This window comes from Paenibacillus lycopersici, assembly GCF_010119935.1.
In the GTDB taxonomy this organism is placed as follows: domain Bacteria; phylum Bacillota; class Bacilli; order Paenibacillales; family Paenibacillaceae; genus Paenibacillus_Z; species Paenibacillus_Z lycopersici.
Window position 1 is genome coordinate 2,534,430 of record NZ_CP048209.1, and the last position, 16,416, is coordinate 2,550,845.

Sequence of the window (16,416 nt, forward strand, 5' to 3'; positions counted from 1 at the left end):
GGAGAACCATAGTTTCGAAGGGAGAATGGACGAAGAATGCAGTGGATGACAAAATGGGCGTTCAATAACAAAGCGGCGATGAAGCTCGTCGTGCTAATGGCTTTAGTGATGGGGGTCATCAGCTATTTCCGGCTTCCGATGGAGTTTCTGCCGTCTGCCGACAACCCGATGGTCACGGTCGCGGCGATCGGTCCAGGCTATGACGCCAAATCGATGGAAACCGAAGTCACCGATAAGATCGAGGATGCGGTGCAGTTCGTTAAAGGCAAGAGCCTGATGACCTCGTCATCCGGCAACGGCTTCTCCAAGATCGACATGTCTTTCGATTCCAAGACGAACATGAAGGATGCCAAAGCCGAAGTCGAAGCGGCGGTCCGTTCGGTGCAGCTGCCCGCGGGCGTTATGACGCCTTACGTGGTGCAGCTCAATACTTCGATGATCCCGATCTCGTGGGTATCCGTCGGCCTGGACGGCGTGAACGAAGCCGACCGCGAGCGGGTAGAGAAGGAACTGATCAATGAATTCAAGAAAATCGACGGCGCCGGCGAGGTTTCGCTGGGCGGTCAATCGACGCCGAGCATTTCGATCGTTCCGGATACGGCGAAGCTTGAAGCGAAGGGCGTACCGTTCCAGTCGCTGATGGGCGTACTGCAAGGCCGCAACGTATCGGCTTCCATCGGCGAGAAGACGATCGGCGGCGCCTCCGGCAACATCATCGTCGAGGCCAATGTCAACGATTTGGAAACGCTCCGCAAGCTGCCGGTCGCACAAGGCGTGACGCTTGGCGACATCGCGGAAGTCAAGGCGGATAACCAGCAGGAGAGCATCAGCAGCCTGAACGGCAAAGACGTGCTCATGCTGACGATTTCCAAGACGGCCAACGCCAATGCCGTTAAGGTCGGCAATGCCGTGGAGGATACGGTCGACCGGTTGAACAAAGACATCAAGGGCGTCAACATTCAAGTGCTGTCTAGCACGTCGGAGCAGGTCGTGCACTCCGTCAATTCCATGCTGCGCGAAGTGTTGATGGGCGCGCTGTTCGCGACGATCGTCATCCTGCTCTTCATGCGCAACCTTCGGGCGACGCTCGTTACGATCGTATCGATCCCGCTGTCGCTCGGCATCACGCTGTACTTGCTCCAGATGTCCGGCGTCACGCTTAACATCATCACGCTCGGCGGCGTCGCGGTCGCGGTCGGACGTCTCGTGGACGACAGCATCGTCGTCATCGAGAACATATACCGCAGGCTGCAAAAAGAACCGTTCTCGACCGGTCTCATCACTGACGCAACGAAGGAAGTGGCCACGGCGATTACATCGTCTACGCTCGTAACGGTTGCCGTGTTCCTGCCGATGGGTCTGCTCCGCGGCTCCCTGCAGGCGTTCCTGCTGCCGTTCGCGCTGACCGTAACCTACTCGCTGCTGTCGTCGCTGCTCGTTGCATTAACCGTCGTGCCGCTGCTCAGCGCGGTGCTGCTGCGCAATACGAAATTGAAAGAGCATGAAGGCTCCAAGCGCTTCTCGAATTTCCTGAACTGGTGCCTGGCGCATAAATGGGTGCCGCTCGTCATTGCCGTCGTGCTGCTCGTCGGCTCCGTCGGCGCCTACATGTCGATGCCGAAGGGCGCGCTGGATTCGTCCAGCGCGACGAACTTGAACATTACCTTGGAATACCCGAGCGAGACGCCGCATGACGCGGTGGTCGAGGGCGGACGCAAGCTGGAATCCTTCCTGTCGAAGCGCAACGATATCGACTGGGTGCTGATGCAGAACGGCAACAGCTCCGACGGCGCCAAGTACGGCGAAGTATCCTCGCCGTCGCTCGTAACGTATCTCGTACAGATGAAAGACGGCGCGAACGCGGAGAAAGTAATCGCGGACGTGCAGGGTCAGCGCCCATCCTTCAAGGGAGCGGATCTGAACGCAGGCGCCATGGACTTCATGAGCGGCTCCGGCGGCACGCAGGTGCTCGTCGACGTGACGGGGGATGACCTGGACGCGATCGCCAAAGGCGCGGAACAGGTTGTCGCCGCGATCAAGCCGGTGAAAGACGTGCTGAAAGTAAAAACGAACCAAGAAGAGAAGAAGCCTGTCTATACGTTCCAGCTGGACCCGGCGAAGTCGAACGGCCAGGAAGTCGCTTCCCAGCTGCAGGGCCTGCTCAATCCGATTCCGCTCGGCACCGTGACGATCGATAATCGTTCGACGAACGTCGTGCTGCAGCCTTCGGCCAATCCGCAATCGGAGAACGATCTGAACGGCTTGACGATTATGACGGCCTCCGGTCCGGTGGAAGTATCCTCGGTCGCGAAGCTGGTGAAGAGCGATCAGCCTAGCGTGTTCTACCATAAGGACGGCAAACCTTACGTTCGCGTCATGGCGGACGTCGATCCGAAGCAGCTCTCGAAAGTCGGCAGCGAAATTACGAAGAAGGTGAACGCGCTCAAGGCGGAAGACGGCGTAACGTTCACGGTAGGCGGCGCTTCCGCCGACCAATCGTCCGATTTCGCGGATCTCGGCATTATTATGATCATCGCGATCGGCATCGTCTATCTGATCATGGTTCTTACGTTCAAGACGCTGCGCGCGCCGCTTGCGATTCTGTGCTCGCTGCCGCTCGCCGCGATCGGCGCCGTCGTCGGCTTGATCGTCTCGAACGTCTCGCCCGACTTCACGGCTATATTCGGCGCATTGATGCTCGTCGGCATCGTCGTCACGAACGCGATCGTGCTGATCGACCGCGTGAAGCAGAACGAGAAGTCGATGACGATCCGCGAAGCGCTCGTCGAAGCGGCCGCGACCCGCGCGCGTCCGATTCTGATGACGGCGATCGCGACGATCTCCGCGATGCTGCCGCTCGTGTTCGGCTCGTCGGAAAGCGGAAGCATCGTCTCGCAAAGCTTGGCCATCGTCGTCATCGGCGGCCTCGCGGCGGCAACGCTGCTGACGCTGATCATCGTGCCTTGCGTATACGAACTGTTCTTCTTCATGAAGTCCAGACGCCAGCGCGTCTCCAAGAATTTGGAGCATGCGGCCTGATTCAAGCTAGGATGCACGCAAGAAAGCCTCGCACCGAACATACGGTGCGAGGCTTTTGTCTGCTGCAGTGCCAGCAGCAGCCAGATCTGGCTACTGTAATGTCTGTTGTAATGTCTGTTATAGTGCTTGCTAGAAGGACATTTTGTAGAGCGGCAGCACGGTGCGGAACGTCTCTTCCACTTTGGCGACGAACGCTTCGCCGTTCAATAGAAGCGGGTCTTCGCGGTCGACGACGATGCCGCAGAGCGCTTCCGACGCCTTCACGGTGCGAAGCCGCTCGAGCAGCTTGGCCAGTCCGTCGCGGCCGAGCTCCGCCTGCGTGTCTCCGCCGGGCACCATATGGTTGCCCGACCAGACGTAATCGGCAGGGATATGCCGCTCGATATCGTCCAGCTGCTGCAGCGCATGCTCGGCGAATACCGACTTATTGTCGGATTCGTATATGATCGCGAACTGGATGAACGCATGGGAGCCGAACAGTCCGATCTGGAAGTGCGGGAACATTTTATAGCCGCGTTTGCCGGGCGCGAACGCGATCCAGGTATCGTTCGGCGGATTAATCGTCCGGCGGGCATGCTTGGCGACATGCGGAAACATCGGTTCGCCGCATAATTCCGTCAGGAACGGCGACAGCCGCTCGCCGAGCTCATGCAGCTTCGGCCGGATGCGGGCGATGAGCGCGTCCATCCGCGGTTCCAGCCCCGGAATCGCGAACACGTCGAAGTCTTCGGGCGCAAAGCCGGCAAACGCCCCTTTCATGGAGCCGATCGTTTGAGTCATCGTAATCATTCATCCTTTCAGTCGCAGGGAAAGCGCGGCGGCGCCGTTCGGGCGCAAACCGTATTCAACTTCATTATAGCACAGGTGCGGGTTTGCAATCTCGCAGCGATTCCGGTAGTCTACTTGAGTATGGTTGAACACCTGAGGTAGGGAGAGGACATTCATGTTTTGGCAGCAATTATGGTTCTTATCGAATATGGTTTTCGTGGCGCTGGCGATCGTATTTCTGTTCGCGCACCGTGCCGTCACGCTGGCTCGACATGAGCGCGATGCCGAGCGGATCGCGAAGAAGCAGCGGGTAAGGCTGACGATCGGACTGCTCACGCTGGCGTCGTTCATCGTCATGATAACGTTCTTCTTGATTAACATGCGCGTTAACCGATAACCGGCTGCTACATATGTCTAAACCTTGTCTCTTTTGCGAGCTTGCGCAACTTTTACGGTGTCTTGCACGTCTCAATTAGGTGTAAGACCGGTTCACAGCCGGCCAATGACCGTGATTGCGCGCATGGCCATGAGAAGAGAGCATAAAGGAGACGCAGCATGAAATCTTTGAAATGGATGTTAATCGTATCGTTCTTATTGATGTCTTGTATGAGTACCGGAGCGCAGAACGCGTCGGCAGCGGGCTTTGCTGCCCCTATCGATATGAGCAACGCGAATGTTGCCAACGTGACGAATCGGCTTGATCTGACAATGGGCAGCGCCAATATGGTGCATAACGGCGCCGCCTACAAATCGGCGCAGCCTGTGGCGAACATCGACGGCCGGACGTTTATTCCGTTCAGCTCCATCGCGGCTCGCTACGGATACGCGATTTCGTACGACGCGAAGAAGAAGGAATCAACCGCGAAGAACGACAAGCACGAGCTGGTATTCAAAATCGGCAGCGGCTACGCGCACAGGGACGGCGTCCTGACGCAGCTGACGGGCGTGCCTTATATTTCGAACGGCTACCTGATGGTGCCGCTTCGTTCCTGGGGCGAGATGGCCGACAGCACGATTGCGGTCGTCGGCAAGACGATTACGCTGAAATGGACGACCGTTGTCATTCCGCCGAAGCCGAAGGCGAATTTCGAGGTGCAGCCTGCCGAGATTTACGCGGGGCAGACGGTCGTATCGTATATCGATCATTCGACGAATCCGACGCCATACCCGTTCGTCGACGAACGTTGGGAAGGGAAGATGGACGTGTTCCCTGAACCGGGCACGTACGTTGTCACGCACCAGGTGGAAGATACCGACGGCGTATGGAGCGAGCCGTACTCCGTAACCGTAACGGTCAAGGCGCCGAATATGCCGCCCGTCGCCGATTTTACGACGGAGAAGTCGCAGTACCGGATCGGCGAGGACGTGAACTACATCGACTTGAGCACGGATGACGAGAATGCGATCGTGCGGGCCACGTTTACGGGCAACGATAAAGTATTCTTCGAGCCTGGCGAACACAGCGTTACGCTCGTCGTCGAAGACGCGCACGGCTTGACGTCGACCGTGACGAAGACCGTGACGGTGACGAACGAAGTGCTGTATACCAAAGACGAATATAACCGTTTGAACACGAAGGTCGGCTCCAATATTGCGATCGACGGCGCTTCGGTGCCGCAAATGCCGGCAATCGGCTATACCATCAATTCCGTGCGTTCCCAGCTGGTTCGCAGCAACAGCCCGGAGACGCTCATCCGGGAAGGCATTGCGTACGACGCGCAAATAACCGGCCAAGTGCGGTTCATGTTCCATAACGTGAACAAGATCGGTTATCCGGTGCGCATGTACTTGCTCGCGACGAACAATAACAGCACGACGGTCAACGTGAATACGAGCTCGTTCGGCATCGGCGGCCCGGATCCGACCGTCGCCAACGTGGCTAAGATGTCCACGGCGCGGTACCTCGCTTCCGTGAGCAGCAACCCGTCGCCGAGATGGATGACGGTGAAGCCGCATCAGACGGTCGAAATCTTGCCCGAGCTGTCGAAGGTGCCGATGAAATTGAGCGAGGTGCTTTCCGCCTATGCCGACATCTTCAGCGACCAAGAGCTGCAGTACAGAGTTGTCGTCGTGGCATCCGGCACCAATCCGATCACGGCGCTGCCGAACCTGACGGTCATGCCGCGCGACGGCATTCACGTCAGAGGCACGTTCAACAACGCGGACCGTACGATCGAGATCAACGATACGCTCGGCGATACGGAGCAGCGGATCGTGATCGGCGACAAAACGGTCGATAAGTACTTGGACGGCATCGACGACACGACCGGCGAGCTGCAGTATAATACCGGCAATTTCGGGACGATGTACCGGATGCATCTGTCGCATGTGTCGCCGCATACGCTGATCGCGCTGAACCCGCGCGGCGGTATTTACACGGGATCGTTCCTGGTCAACGGCCAGGTCGTGAGCGCGTCGCTCATGAACAACACCCAGGCGGCTGTTCTCTACCGGACGGGGTATACGGAAGAAGCGGTGGATCTCGTCTTCACGCTGGCGGGGGGAAGCAATCTTCCGGTTGCCCTTACGTTCTTGAAGCTGCCGGAGATTCGCTGGTAATCGAATCGAACCGGATGAAGAGGAAGACTGGAGAGAACGAGGAGAGGCCTGCGGAAATTGTCCGCAGGCCTTTTCGTCCGGCGCAGCGCCGGTCAATGCAATCCAAAAAGAGAAAGACGCGCATCGCCTCGTCAAGGCGGTGCGCGTCTTTCTGCTGACGGCTTATCGTCTGCCGCTCAAAGCGGCGGCTCTCGGATCTGCTTCGACCGCGTTACCGGCATGCTGCTTCCGGAACTGCTTCGGCGTCATGTTGAACCGTTTCTTGAACACGTAATACAAGTAGTTGCTGCTTGCAAAGCCGTGCTCCAGCGCGATCTGCTCGATCGGGCGGCTGCCCTCGACGATAGCCGAGCAGATTTGCGAGAGGCGGTAGTTCTCCAGATAGGCCGTGAACGATTCTTCGCCTTGCTCGCGGAAAACCCGCTGCAGCTGGCGCGGGCTGATCGGAATCCGCTCGGCGACCTCCTGCAGCGTGAGCGGCTGCGCATAGTTGTCGTGAATGAACTGCGTCGCGATGCGGAACCGATGCTCGTTGATGTTGCGGGAAGGCGGCTCGAACGTTGCGTTCGGAATGGCGGACATCCGGGCGGCGCGCAGCAGGATCTGGATGATCGCCTGCTTGATGGTGGAGAATGCCCCCGGCTGTCCTTCGTTCCAAGCGCGGTAGGCCGTCAGAAACCACGACATCGCATTGTACTGGTCGACATGCGGCCGCAGCGGCAAGTTGTCCAGCGCCCGAATGCAGGCTTCCGCTTCGTGGCGTTCCCATGGATCGCCCCAAGCGGAAGCCTGGTCCGAGTCCTTGATCGGCACGATGTCGATATGGAGGCAGAGCTCGTCCATCGCTTCGCGCGCGTCGGCTTCCTGCTGGTGGATCACGTTAGGACCGGTCAAATAGAACAGCCCGTCGTGAAGCGGGAACGCGGCATCCTCCAGGATGACGCTGCCTTTGCCGCGCGGGATGAAATGAAACTCGTACTCCGAATGTTTATGGAAACGGACGATCTTGCCCGGAGCGAAGGAGGTCAAGTGGCACCGCAGCACGCGAAACCCGTAACCGCCCCAGCGGAACTGAATATCGAGCCTGTCGATCGCATCGTTTCGTTCGGCCATCAAGGTATAAGCAAACGGTTTAGCCAACTGTATCGCCTCCTTCTTTTCCTGGTTGCCGTTGATTAGTTTTGCAGCTCGGACAGCGCTACGGCGCGTTTCTCGGCGTTCGAGATCGTAGCGGCTTCCATCAATTTCGTCAGATCGACGGCAAGCGCGACATTCTCTTCGGCTTCCGTGCCGTTCAACACATGGCCAACCCATTGGTCGTATGCGGAGATCCGCTGTTCAGGCAATTCGATCGTGACCCATTCCTGCGCGTTCAGCTTGTTGCTGCGCACGCGAACGACTTCGTCCGGCAGGCCGTACAGCAGCGTGCCTTCCGTGCCGTGAATTTCGACGCAGAACGGGGAATGCGCGTTAACGAAGCCCGCTTCGACGATGCCGACGGCGCCGTTCTCATAACGGAGCGTAGCGACCGCGTTGTCTTCGACTTCTTTGCCCGTTACGTAGCCGAACGCCGCGCTGACGGTTTGCGGCACGCCCAGGAAGAGGCGCGTCAGGTACATCGGGTGGCAGCCGAGGTCGATCAGCGCGCCGCCGCCGCATTGCTCGAGGTTGTAGAAGTGCGCAGGCAGCCAGTTTGCGATCGCGCCGTTGTGGGACAGACGGACGCGCGCTTGCGTCAGGTCGCCGAGCAGGCCTTGCTTCAGCACTTCTTGCGCCGCCAGCGTATAGCGGTCGTTCAGACGCGGCAGGGAAACCGTCAGCTTCACGCCGGCTTCGCGGACGGCGGCGATGATTTCGTTCACTTCGCGGAGGGTAGGGGCAATGACTTTCTCCGTGAAAATATGTTTGCCGGCGCGAGCGGCTTTCACCATAACGTCGCGGTGGATATTCGTAGGCGTGTCGACGACGACGGCGTCAATGTCCGTGCGCGCAAGCAGTTCGTCCAGGTTCGCAATGAACGGAACGCCGAGTTTGGCAGCGGCTTCTTGACCGCGGTCGGCAAGCTCGTCCCATACGGCAACGATTTCGGAATTCGGATTTTCTTGCACTTGTTTGGTGTAATCCCAAGCATGAACATGCCAATAGCTGAGCATAGCAACGCGAATCATGGATTGATTCCTCCTAATAGTGGGTTAAGGCTTGAATTCATCTTATTATGTCGTGCAATTAGAGTTTTACATGCTCTAATTATGCGACATGTATATACGGTAACACAAATAAAATTAAGCTATAATACGTTTCCATGACAATAAAACTATAAAATCGCGACAATTCCTTTGTCGCCATTTCATAAGCTGCGGGGAAATTGACGCGGACGCCGAATTGCGTCATGATAGATGCAGAACAAGCTTGCTTTTGCGCATGTTTATTCGCGCTAATAATGGAAGAAAGAAGGGGAGCCGCCGTGCGTGCCGTCATTAAAGCGCCGATTCACGCCTACCGCAAATTCATTTCGCCGCTGAAGCCGCCTACGTGCCGGTTCTATCCGACCTGCTCCGCTTACGCGCTGGAGGCGATCGACAAGCATGGGCCGCTTCGCGGAAGCTGGCTTGCGATCAAGCGCATCGGCCGCTGCCATCCGTTCCATCCGGGCGGCGTCGATTTCGTGCCGCCGACGAGCGAGGAGCTCCGGGCGGCTGCCTCACTTGACAGCCTATCGGAGGATTCGGTATAGTTTCTGCAAGAGCATTCCATTGCATCTGCATACTGCATTCGATGAACGGATAAGTACAGAAGCGTTGACCTTACCAGAGAGCCGGAGGAGCTGGAAACCGGCAAGGAGCAGCTTGTGGAAGATGGTCCGGGAGAACCGCTGTCGAACTGCGGCGCATAAGGCGCCGGGCAAGGCCGCGGCGATTGACCCCGTTACAGGTCGGCTGCTCATCCTGAAGAAGGGTGAGCCGAATGAAGCTTTCTTCCCGTACGGCGCGGCATTGCGTTCGCCCATCCGGAAGAGAGGAATTTGGGTGGTACCACGTGAGCATTCAGCTTTCGTCCCATAGCGGACGGGGGCTTTTTTTGTTTTTCAACGACATTGAGGGAGTGTTACGCATGAGCGACAATAAACCAGCGTTTTACATTACGACCCCGATTTATTATCCGAGCGACAAGCTGCATATCGGGCACGCGTACACGACGGTTGCAGGGGACGCGATGGCGCGTTACAAACGGCTTCGCGGCTACGATGTCTGGTATTTGACAGGCACCGACGAGCATGGGCAGAAGATCGAGCGCAAAGCCGCGGAGAAAGGCAAGACGCCGCAGCAGTTCGTCGACGATATCGTCGTGCTGATCAAGGATCTGTGGAAGAAGCTCGACATCTCCAACGACGATTTCATCCGGACGACGCAAGAGCGGCATAAAGTCGTCGTCGAGCAGATTTTCGACCGTCTGCTGCAGCAGGGCGACATCTACAAGGGCAACTACGAAGGCTGGTATTGTACGCCGTGCGAATCGTTCTTCCTGGAACGCCAGCTGGTTGACGGCAACTGCCCGGACTGCGGACGTCCCGTCGAGCTCGTCAAGGAAGAAAGCTACTTCTTCCGGATGAGCAAATACGCCGACCGCCTGCTGCAGTATTATGAAGAGAATCCGGATTTCATCCAGCCGGAATCCCGCAAGAACGAAATGATCAACAACTTCATCAAGCCCGGCCTCGAGGATCTGGCGGTTTCCCGCACGACGTTCGACTGGGGCATCAAGGTCAAAGGCGATCCGAAGCATGTGGTCTACGTATGGATCGACGCGCTGTCCAACTACATCACGGCGCTCGGGTATGGATCGGACGACAGCGCCCGCTTCGACAAGTTCTGGCCGGCGGACGTGCATCTCGTCGGCAAGGAAATCGTCCGCTTCCATACGATCTATTGGCCGATCATGCTGATGGCGCTCGGCCTGCCGCTGCCGAAGAAGGTATTCGCGCACGGCTGGCTGCTGATGAAGGACGGCAAAATGTCCAAATCGAAAGGCAATGTCGTCGATCCGGTGACGCTGATCGACCGCTACGGGCTCGATGCGCTGCGCTATTACTTGCTGCGCGAGGTGCCGTTCGGCGCAGACGGCACGTTCACGCCGGAGAACTTCGTGGAACGGATCAATTTCGACCTGGCGAACGATCTCGGCAACCTGCTGAACCGGACGGTCGCGATGATCGGCAAATATTTCGATGGCGAAATCCCCGCGTACGACGGCGCCGTCACGGCGTTCGACGAGAAGCTGGCGTCGCTTGCGCGAAGCACGGCCGAGCAGGTGGAAGCGGCGATGGAGCGGATGGAGTTCTCCGTCGCGCTGACGGCCATCTGGCAGCTGGTGAGCCGGACGAACAAGTACATCGACGAAACCCAGCCGTGGACGCTCGCCAAGAGCGGCGAGAAGAAAGGCGAGCTCGCGTCCGTCATGCATCATCTGGCGGAATCGCTGCGCATCATCTCCATTCTGCTGCAGCCGTTCCTGACGAACGCGCCGCTCAAGATCCGGGCGCAGCTGGGCATCGGGGAAGGCGCGCTCACCGATTGGGAGAGCACGAAGCAATTCGGGCTGCTGCCCGGCGGAACGCGCGTCGCGAAGGGCGAGCCGATCTTCCCGCGCCTTGACGTCGCGGAAGAAACGGCATTCATCGCGACGTCGATGAATGGCGGAGCGGCGCCGGCGGAGACGGCCGCCCCGGCCGCGGAATCCGCCCCGGCAGCACCGGCTCCGGCGGACGGCGCTGCGGCGGAGCAGCCGGGGGCAGCAGCGGATGCCAAGGAAGAAATCGGCATCGACGAGTTCGGCAAGGTCGAGCTTCGCGTCGCGCAAGTGCTTGCCGCCGAGCCGGTGCCGAAGGCGGATAAGCTGCTGAAGCTGCAGCTGGACCTCGGCTACGAGCAGCGGCAAGTCGTCTCCGGCATCGCGAAGTTCTACAAGCCGGAAGAGCTGGTCGGCCGCAAAGTGATTTGCGTCGTCAACCTGAAGCCGGTGAAGCTGCGCGGCGAAATGTCCCAAGGGATGATCCTGGCCGCTTCCCATGGCGACCAGCTGACGCTGGCAACCGTGCCGGACGATATGCCGAACGGCGCAATTGTGAAATAAGCTTGAATCTTACCGCCGGAGCGCCCAGCTCCGGCGGTCGTTTTGTTGACAGGGCACATGCCCCTTTATATAATGTTAATAGTAATGTTTACGATTATGTTTATTCATAGAGCGAGGGGCATGATGTACGTGTTTAAGAGGGTTTCATTCCGCATAGCGTTCGCGGCGGTATCGCTGGCGGCGCTGATCGTTTTCGCGGCAGGCTGCGGTTCGACCGGTCAAGGCAAGCTGGTCGAAGGCAAGCTGAACGTGGTGACGAGCTTTTATCCGCTTTATTTCCTGGCTGAGCAAATCGGCGGCAAGGACGCCAACGTGATCAATATGATTCCGGCAGGCGTCGAGCCGCATGATTGGACGCCGAAGAGCCGCGACCTGGACACGGTGTCGAAGGCGCAGCTGTTTCTATATAACGGTGCCGGTCTGGAGGGCTGGGTCAATGACTTCCTGCAAGGACTGCCCCGCGACTCCAAGCTTGTGACGGTGGAAGTCAGCAAGGACATTCCGAAGATTTCCGGCAATCCCGAGGACGAAGACGATCACCCGGACGAGGGGCACGTCGATCCGCATACCTGGGTGAGCCCGAAGTCGATGATGGTGATGGCCAAGCTGGTTCTTGCGAATTTCATAGCGGCCGATCCGGAGCACAAGGCGTCTTACGAGACCGGCTACAACGCGCTTGAACAGAAGCTGTCGGCGCTCGACAAGGAGTATTCCGACAAGCTGTCCGGCGTGAAGAAGAAGGACATCGTGACGTCGCACCAGGCATTCGGCTATCTGGCGCGTGATTACGGCTTGAAGCAAGTGGCTATAATGGGGCTATCTCCGGATGCCGAACCGAAAGCGCAGGATTTGCTGAATATCACGAAATTCGTGAAGGAGAACGACATCAAGTATATTTTCTTCGAAGAGCTGGTGTCCGACGAGATTGCCAGGACGCTCGCCAGGGAAGCCCGCATTCAGACGCTGGTGCTCAATCCGCTGGAAGGCTTGACGCCGAAAGAAGCGTCCAACGGGGACGATTATTTCTCGCTGATGGAGAAGAATTTGCAAAATCTCGTATTGGCCTTACAATAAACAGAGAATTGCAAAGCTCGGGAGTGAGAGAAGATGTTAGCAGAACAAGAGATGCAGAAAGCGCAGTTCGCCTGCCATGCGCCGATTATCGAGCTCGATGACGTATCGTTCGCTTACGAGCAGCGGCCCGTTATCAGCAATGTCAGCTTTGCCGTGCAGGAGCGGGACTTCGTCGGCGTAATCGGTTCGAACGGCGCCGGGAAGACGACGCTGCTGCGCATGATCGTCGGCCTGCTGAAGCCGACGGGCGGTTCGATCAAGCTGTTCGGCCGTCCGATCGGGCAGTTCCGCGACTGGGAGCGGATCGGCTACGTGCCGCAGAAAAACTCGTTCAACCCGCTTTTTCCGGCGACGGTGCGCGAAGTCGTGCTATCCGGGCTGTACAACCGCAACAAGCTGTTCAAGCGCGTATCGAAAGCCGATGCGGTCAAATGCGACGATGCGCTGCATGCGATGGACATCGAGGATTTGGCCGAGAAGCGCATCGGGCAGCTGTCCGGCGGGCAGCAGCAGCGCGCATTCCTGGCAAGAGCGCTCATCAACAATCCGGCGCTGCTCATTCTGGACGAACCGACGGTCGGCATCGATACGGAAACGCAGGAAGGGTTCTTCCATCTCATCAAGCATATGCACCAGCATCACAACATCACGTTCCTGATGGTGTCGCACGATATGGAAATGATCCGCTCCTATCTGGGGCAGGAGCCGAAGCGGCAAGCAGGCAAAATCGATTTTTACGTAAAGCATTCCCACGATCTCGAAGATTGCGGGGAGACGAACTTGACGCACAGCCTTCGCGGGCTGCGTCAAGCGATGGAGAGCGGGAAAGTAGGCGTATAGCAGTTGGATATCGTAACACTTGAATTTTTTCAACGGGCGCTGATCGGCGGGATTCTGATCGGCGTAACGGCGCCGCTGATGGGCTTGTTCCTCGTGCTCCGCAGGCTGTCGATGATCGGCGACACGCTGTCGCATGTCTCGATCGCGGGCGTTGCGCTAGGTTTCTTGACCGGCGTATATCCGGTGGCGGTCGGACTGCTGTTCGCCATCGCGGCGACCTTCGCCATCGAGAAGCTGCGCAAGGCGTACAAGACGTACGCGGAGCTGTCGATCGCCATTATTATGTCGGGGGGCGTCGCGCTGGCCTCGCTGTTGTTCTCGATGGGGAAGGGCTTCAACGTCAGCGTGACCGGCTACTTGTTCGGCAGCATCTATACGCTGGATACGCTCGATCTGGTGCTGATCGGCATCGTTACGGTCGTCGTGCTGCTGGCGATCGGCCTGCATGCCAAGGAGCTGTTTCTCCTCTCGTTCGACGAGGATGCGGCGGCGGTCAGCGGACTGCCTACGCGGTATTTTAATTTCATGATCAGCATTCTTACGGCGCTCGTCATCAGCGTCTCGATCAAAATCGTCGGCGCGCTGCTCGTCTCCGCGCTGCTTACCATTCCGGCGGCCTGCAGCCTTGCCGTCGCCAGAAGCTTCCGCCAGTCCATTGTGACCGTCGTCGTCGTCGCGGAGCTCGCGGTCGTCATCGGTCTCTTGATGGCCGGCGTATGGAATTTGGCGCCGGGAGGCACTATCGTCATGCTGCTGATCGTCATATTGCTGCTGCTGCTCTCCGTCAGGAAGAAGTTCAGCACCGGCTGAAACCGGCTGGTCGTTCCGCTGACGCGGAACTGCTCGCCTATGTATCCAAGGCTGGTCGTTCCGCTGACGCGGAACTGCTCGCCTATGCGTCCTAGGAGGTATACTTATGTCAGACGTAACCGTCTGGGCAGCGTTCGGGGCGGGCATCGCCTCGTTCATCTCGCCTTGCTGCCTGCCGCTCTATCCGTCTTATCTTTCATACATAACGGGCGTTTCGGTTGCCGATTTGAAGAGCGAGCACCCCGGCCGCGAAGTTCGGATCCGGACGATGACCCACACGCTGTTCTTCATCCTCGGCTTCTCGGTCGTCTATTACACGCTCGGGTACGGAACGAACGCGTTCGCGGAGCAATTCTCCAAGTACCAGGACCTGATCCGGCAATTGTCCGCCGTACTTATTATTCTCATGGGCCTAATCCTGATGGGCTTGATCCAGCCGAAAGTGCTGCTGCGCGAGATGAAGATGCCGCTGCGCATGAAGAAGTCCGGTTACCTGGCTTCCTTCATCTTCGGCATCGGCTTCTCCGCCGGCTGGTCGCCCTGCACGGGGCCGATTCTGGCGAGCATTCTGCTGCTGGCCGCCTCGCATCCCGGCACCTGGTTCGAACTGACGACGGCGTACGCCCTCGGCTTCGCGATTCCGTTCTTCGTCCTGGCGTTCTTCATCGGTTCCACGCGCTGGATCGTGCGTTACTCCGGCATCATGATGAAAATCGGCGGCGCGGTCATGCTCCTCATGGGCATTCTGCTATTTACCGACCAGATGACGAAGATTACGATCTGGCTGAACGACCTTACCCCTGAGTTTCTGAAGTTCTGACGGCTTTGAAGTGTGCCCGGAGAGTCGGTGCGGAGTCGGAACAGCGTCAGCGGTCGCCTTTGTAGTCTGAATTCCACCTCTACTCTCTTATATAATCAAGGAAATCAGAACTACAACAGCGAGTGGAGACCCGCACCGACCGGAGGGCGCATGCTCCTAAGCCTCCTTAAGTGAAGTATTCGATCTTCGCATCTTCAAAATGTTCAAAAATGCGCTCCGAGATGAACATCCGGAGCGCTTCCGCCTGCTCATCGGGATAGACGTACTTGCCTTGTCCCCAGCGGCCCCATTTGTACTTGCGCTTCTCAATGTCCATCTCGAGCTTCGTCCGGGGATAGCGCCTCTCGATGACGTTCTTGGCCGTCTTCGTGAACCGGTGCTGGATCAGCTCGAACGTCAAATTGCGCGAAGCGTCCTCCGGCAGCGCCTCGGCGAGCGAGGACAGCAGCTCGGCGTAGCCTTCCTGCCAGCCGTCGTGCCAGATGATCGGGGCGATGATGAAGCCGAGCGGATAGCCGGCTCTGGCGATTTTGGCCGCGGCTTCAATCCGATCCTCGAAGCGGGACGTCGACGGCTCGAAATGCTTGATGACGTACTTGGCGTTCACGCTGAACCGAATCCGCGTATGGCCGTTATGCTTGAGATGGAGCAGCGAATCGACGTAGTGGAACTTCGTCACGAACCGCAGCCGGCCGTATTCCTGGTCAGCCATGAACGCGATGAGCTCCCGCAGGCTCCCGGTAATCGGCTCCAGGCCGACCGGGTCGGACGTACAGGCGGCTTCGAAGCGGGTAATTTCCGGAATCCGCTCGTCGATGTACCCTTTGGCCGCGGCAAGGATATCGTCCGTGTTGACGTAGACGCGAATATACGGCTTGGCGCCCAGCGTCGTCTGCAGGTAGCAGTAGTGGCAGTGACCCATGCAGCCGGTTGCGATCGGAATGGCATATTCCGCCGACGGCTTGGACGTATCGAATTTCAGCGTCTTGCGGATGCCGACGACGAGCGTGCGCTTGGCGATTTTGTACTGCTCCAGCTCGGTGTCGCCCGGCAGGTTCGTGATCCGGTTGTGGGAAGTCGTCATCCGGTACGGTATATGCAACGATTGGACCCACTCCATAATGCTGCGGCCCTTCGGATAATCGAGCGAAGCGGGTTCGAAATAGACGAGCTCGGGGATGAAGGAATCATGAACGTTCTTCTTCGGTTTCGATCGTTCCAGCGTCGTTATGCCCATGCGCGGCAAGCCTCCTTGACTGCTCGGTAATGCCGTTAGTTTGGAGACGTCGGGTCATCGGCAAACCTGGTAAGTTTAGCAGGGGACGCGGTTGCGGCAGGGGGGCGAGCGGTGTATGATACTAAGAGTGAACGCGGAA

13 protein-coding genes are annotated in these 16,416 nt (G+C 58.2%); 9 read left to right on the top strand and 4 right to left on the bottom strand.

Going from position 1 to position 16,416, the window contains the following annotated elements; genetic code table 11:
• Positions 1-36: 36 nt before the first annotated feature.
• On the top strand, positions 37-3,039 hold the full coding sequence (locus tag GXP70_RS11035; protein WP_162356618.1) for an efflux RND transporter permease subunit: 3,003 nt from the start codon (positions 37-39) through the stop codon (positions 3,037-3,039).
• 129 nt (positions 3,040-3,168) lie between these two features.
• On the opposite strand, the gene GXP70_RS11040 is transcribed toward GXP70_RS11035, so the two are convergent.
• Positions 3,169-3,819 carry a YktB family protein gene (locus GXP70_RS11040; RefSeq protein WP_225442761.1) on the bottom strand — a complete coding sequence of 217 codons (651 nt, stop codon included), beginning with the start codon at positions 3,817-3,819 and terminating at the stop codon, positions 3,169-3,171.
• A gap of 163 nt (positions 3,820-3,982) precedes the next feature.
• On the opposite strand from GXP70_RS11040, the gene GXP70_RS11045 reads away from it, so the two are divergent.
• Positions 3,983-4,204 (top strand): hypothetical protein, encoded by a 222-nt coding sequence (locus tag GXP70_RS11045; protein WP_162356620.1) that lies wholly within the window; start codon positions 3,983-3,985, stop codon positions 4,202-4,204.
• Between the two features lie 158 nt (positions 4,205-4,362).
• Complete coding sequence (locus GXP70_RS11050) at positions 4,363-6,366, top strand: stalk domain-containing protein (RefSeq protein WP_162356621.1); 2,004 nt, start codon at positions 4,363-4,365, stop codon at positions 6,364-6,366.
• Between the two features lie 162 nt (positions 6,367-6,528).
• Here the strand turns inward: GXP70_RS11050 and GXP70_RS11055 are convergent, their stop codons facing one another.
• Both GXP70_RS11055 and GXP70_RS11060 read right to left on the bottom strand, forming a co-directional pair.
• Complete coding sequence (locus tag GXP70_RS11055) at positions 6,529-7,506, bottom strand: helix-turn-helix transcriptional regulator (RefSeq protein ID WP_225442762.1); 978 nt, start codon at positions 7,504-7,506, stop codon at positions 6,529-6,531.
• Positions 7,507-7,541: 35 nt separating this feature from the next.
• Positions 7,542-8,534, bottom strand: a complete 993-nt coding sequence (locus GXP70_RS11060; protein ID WP_162356623.1) for a Gfo/Idh/MocA family protein — start codon at positions 8,532-8,534, stop codon at positions 7,542-7,544.
• Positions 8,535-8,806: 272 nt separating this feature from the next.
• Between GXP70_RS11060 and yidD the strand changes: the two genes are divergently transcribed.
• The 6 genes from yidD (at position 8,807) to GXP70_RS11090 (ending at position 15,040) form a co-directional block, all read left to right on the top strand.
• The gene (yidD, locus tag GXP70_RS11065) at positions 8,807-9,100 is read left to right on the top strand and encodes a membrane protein insertion efficiency factor YidD (RefSeq protein ID WP_192043440.1); all 294 of its coding nucleotides are present in this window, start codon (positions 8,807-8,809) and stop codon (positions 9,098-9,100) included.
• A gap of 377 nt (positions 9,101-9,477) precedes the next feature.
• The gene (gene metG / locus GXP70_RS11070; RefSeq protein WP_162356627.1) at positions 9,478-11,496 is read left to right on the top strand and encodes a methionine--tRNA ligase; all 2,019 of its coding nucleotides are present in this window, start codon (positions 9,478-9,480) and stop codon (positions 11,494-11,496) included.
• A gap of 123 nt (positions 11,497-11,619) precedes the next feature.
• Complete coding sequence (locus tag GXP70_RS11075; protein ID WP_162360429.1) at positions 11,620-12,570, top strand: metal ABC transporter substrate-binding protein; 951 nt, start codon at positions 11,620-11,622, stop codon at positions 12,568-12,570.
• 33 nt (positions 12,571-12,603) lie between these two features.
• On the top strand, positions 12,604-13,410 hold the full coding sequence (locus GXP70_RS11080) for a metal ABC transporter ATP-binding protein (protein ID WP_225442764.1): 807 nt from the start codon (positions 12,604-12,606) through the stop codon (positions 13,408-13,410).
• Between the two features lie 3 nt (positions 13,411-13,413).
• The gene (locus tag GXP70_RS11085; RefSeq protein ID WP_162356629.1) at positions 13,414-14,220 is read left to right on the top strand and encodes a metal ABC transporter permease; all 807 of its coding nucleotides are present in this window, start codon (positions 13,414-13,416) and stop codon (positions 14,218-14,220) included.
• A 106-nt stretch (positions 14,221-14,326) separates the two neighbouring features.
• Entirely contained in the window at positions 14,327-15,040 is a 714-nt protein-coding gene (locus GXP70_RS11090) for a cytochrome c biogenesis CcdA family protein (protein WP_162356630.1), read from the top strand.
• Between the two features lie 166 nt (positions 15,041-15,206).
• Here the strand turns inward: GXP70_RS11090 and splB are convergent, their stop codons facing one another.
• Positions 15,207-16,271, bottom strand: coding sequence for a spore photoproduct lyase (splB, locus tag GXP70_RS11095; RefSeq protein WP_404822355.1), 1,065 nt, complete (start codon positions 16,269-16,271; stop codon positions 15,207-15,209).
• Between the last annotated feature and the right edge of the window lie 145 nt (positions 16,272-16,416).

Coding starts and splice junctions, on each gene's coding strand:
- GXP70_RS11035 (WP_162356618.1), top strand. CDS start 37: ATGCAGTGGATGACAAAATGGGCGTTCAATAACAAAGCGGCGATGAAG.
- GXP70_RS11040 (WP_225442761.1), bottom strand. CDS start 3,819: ATGACTCAAACGATCGGCTCCATGAAAGGGGCGTTTGCCGGCTTTGCG.
- GXP70_RS11045 (WP_162356620.1), top strand. CDS start 3,983: ATGTTTTGGCAGCAATTATGGTTCTTATCGAATATGGTTTTCGTGGCG.
- GXP70_RS11050 (WP_162356621.1), top strand. CDS start 4,363: ATGAAATCTTTGAAATGGATGTTAATCGTATCGTTCTTATTGATGTCT.
- GXP70_RS11060 (WP_162356623.1), bottom strand. CDS start 8,534: ATGATTCGCGTTGCTATGCTCAGCTATTGGCATGTTCATGCTTGGGAT.
- yidD (WP_192043440.1), top strand. CDS start 8,807: ATGGAAGAAAGAAGGGGAGCCGCCGTGCGTGCCGTCATTAAAGCGCCG.
- metG (WP_162356627.1), top strand. CDS start 9,478: ATGAGCGACAATAAACCAGCGTTTTACATTACGACCCCGATTTATTAT.
- GXP70_RS11075 (WP_162360429.1), top strand. CDS start 11,620: ATGTACGTGTTTAAGAGGGTTTCATTCCGCATAGCGTTCGCGGCGGTA.
- GXP70_RS11080 (WP_225442764.1), top strand. CDS start 12,604: ATGTTAGCAGAACAAGAGATGCAGAAAGCGCAGTTCGCCTGCCATGCG.
- GXP70_RS11090 (WP_162356630.1), top strand. CDS start 14,327: ATGTCAGACGTAACCGTCTGGGCAGCGTTCGGGGCGGGCATCGCCTCG.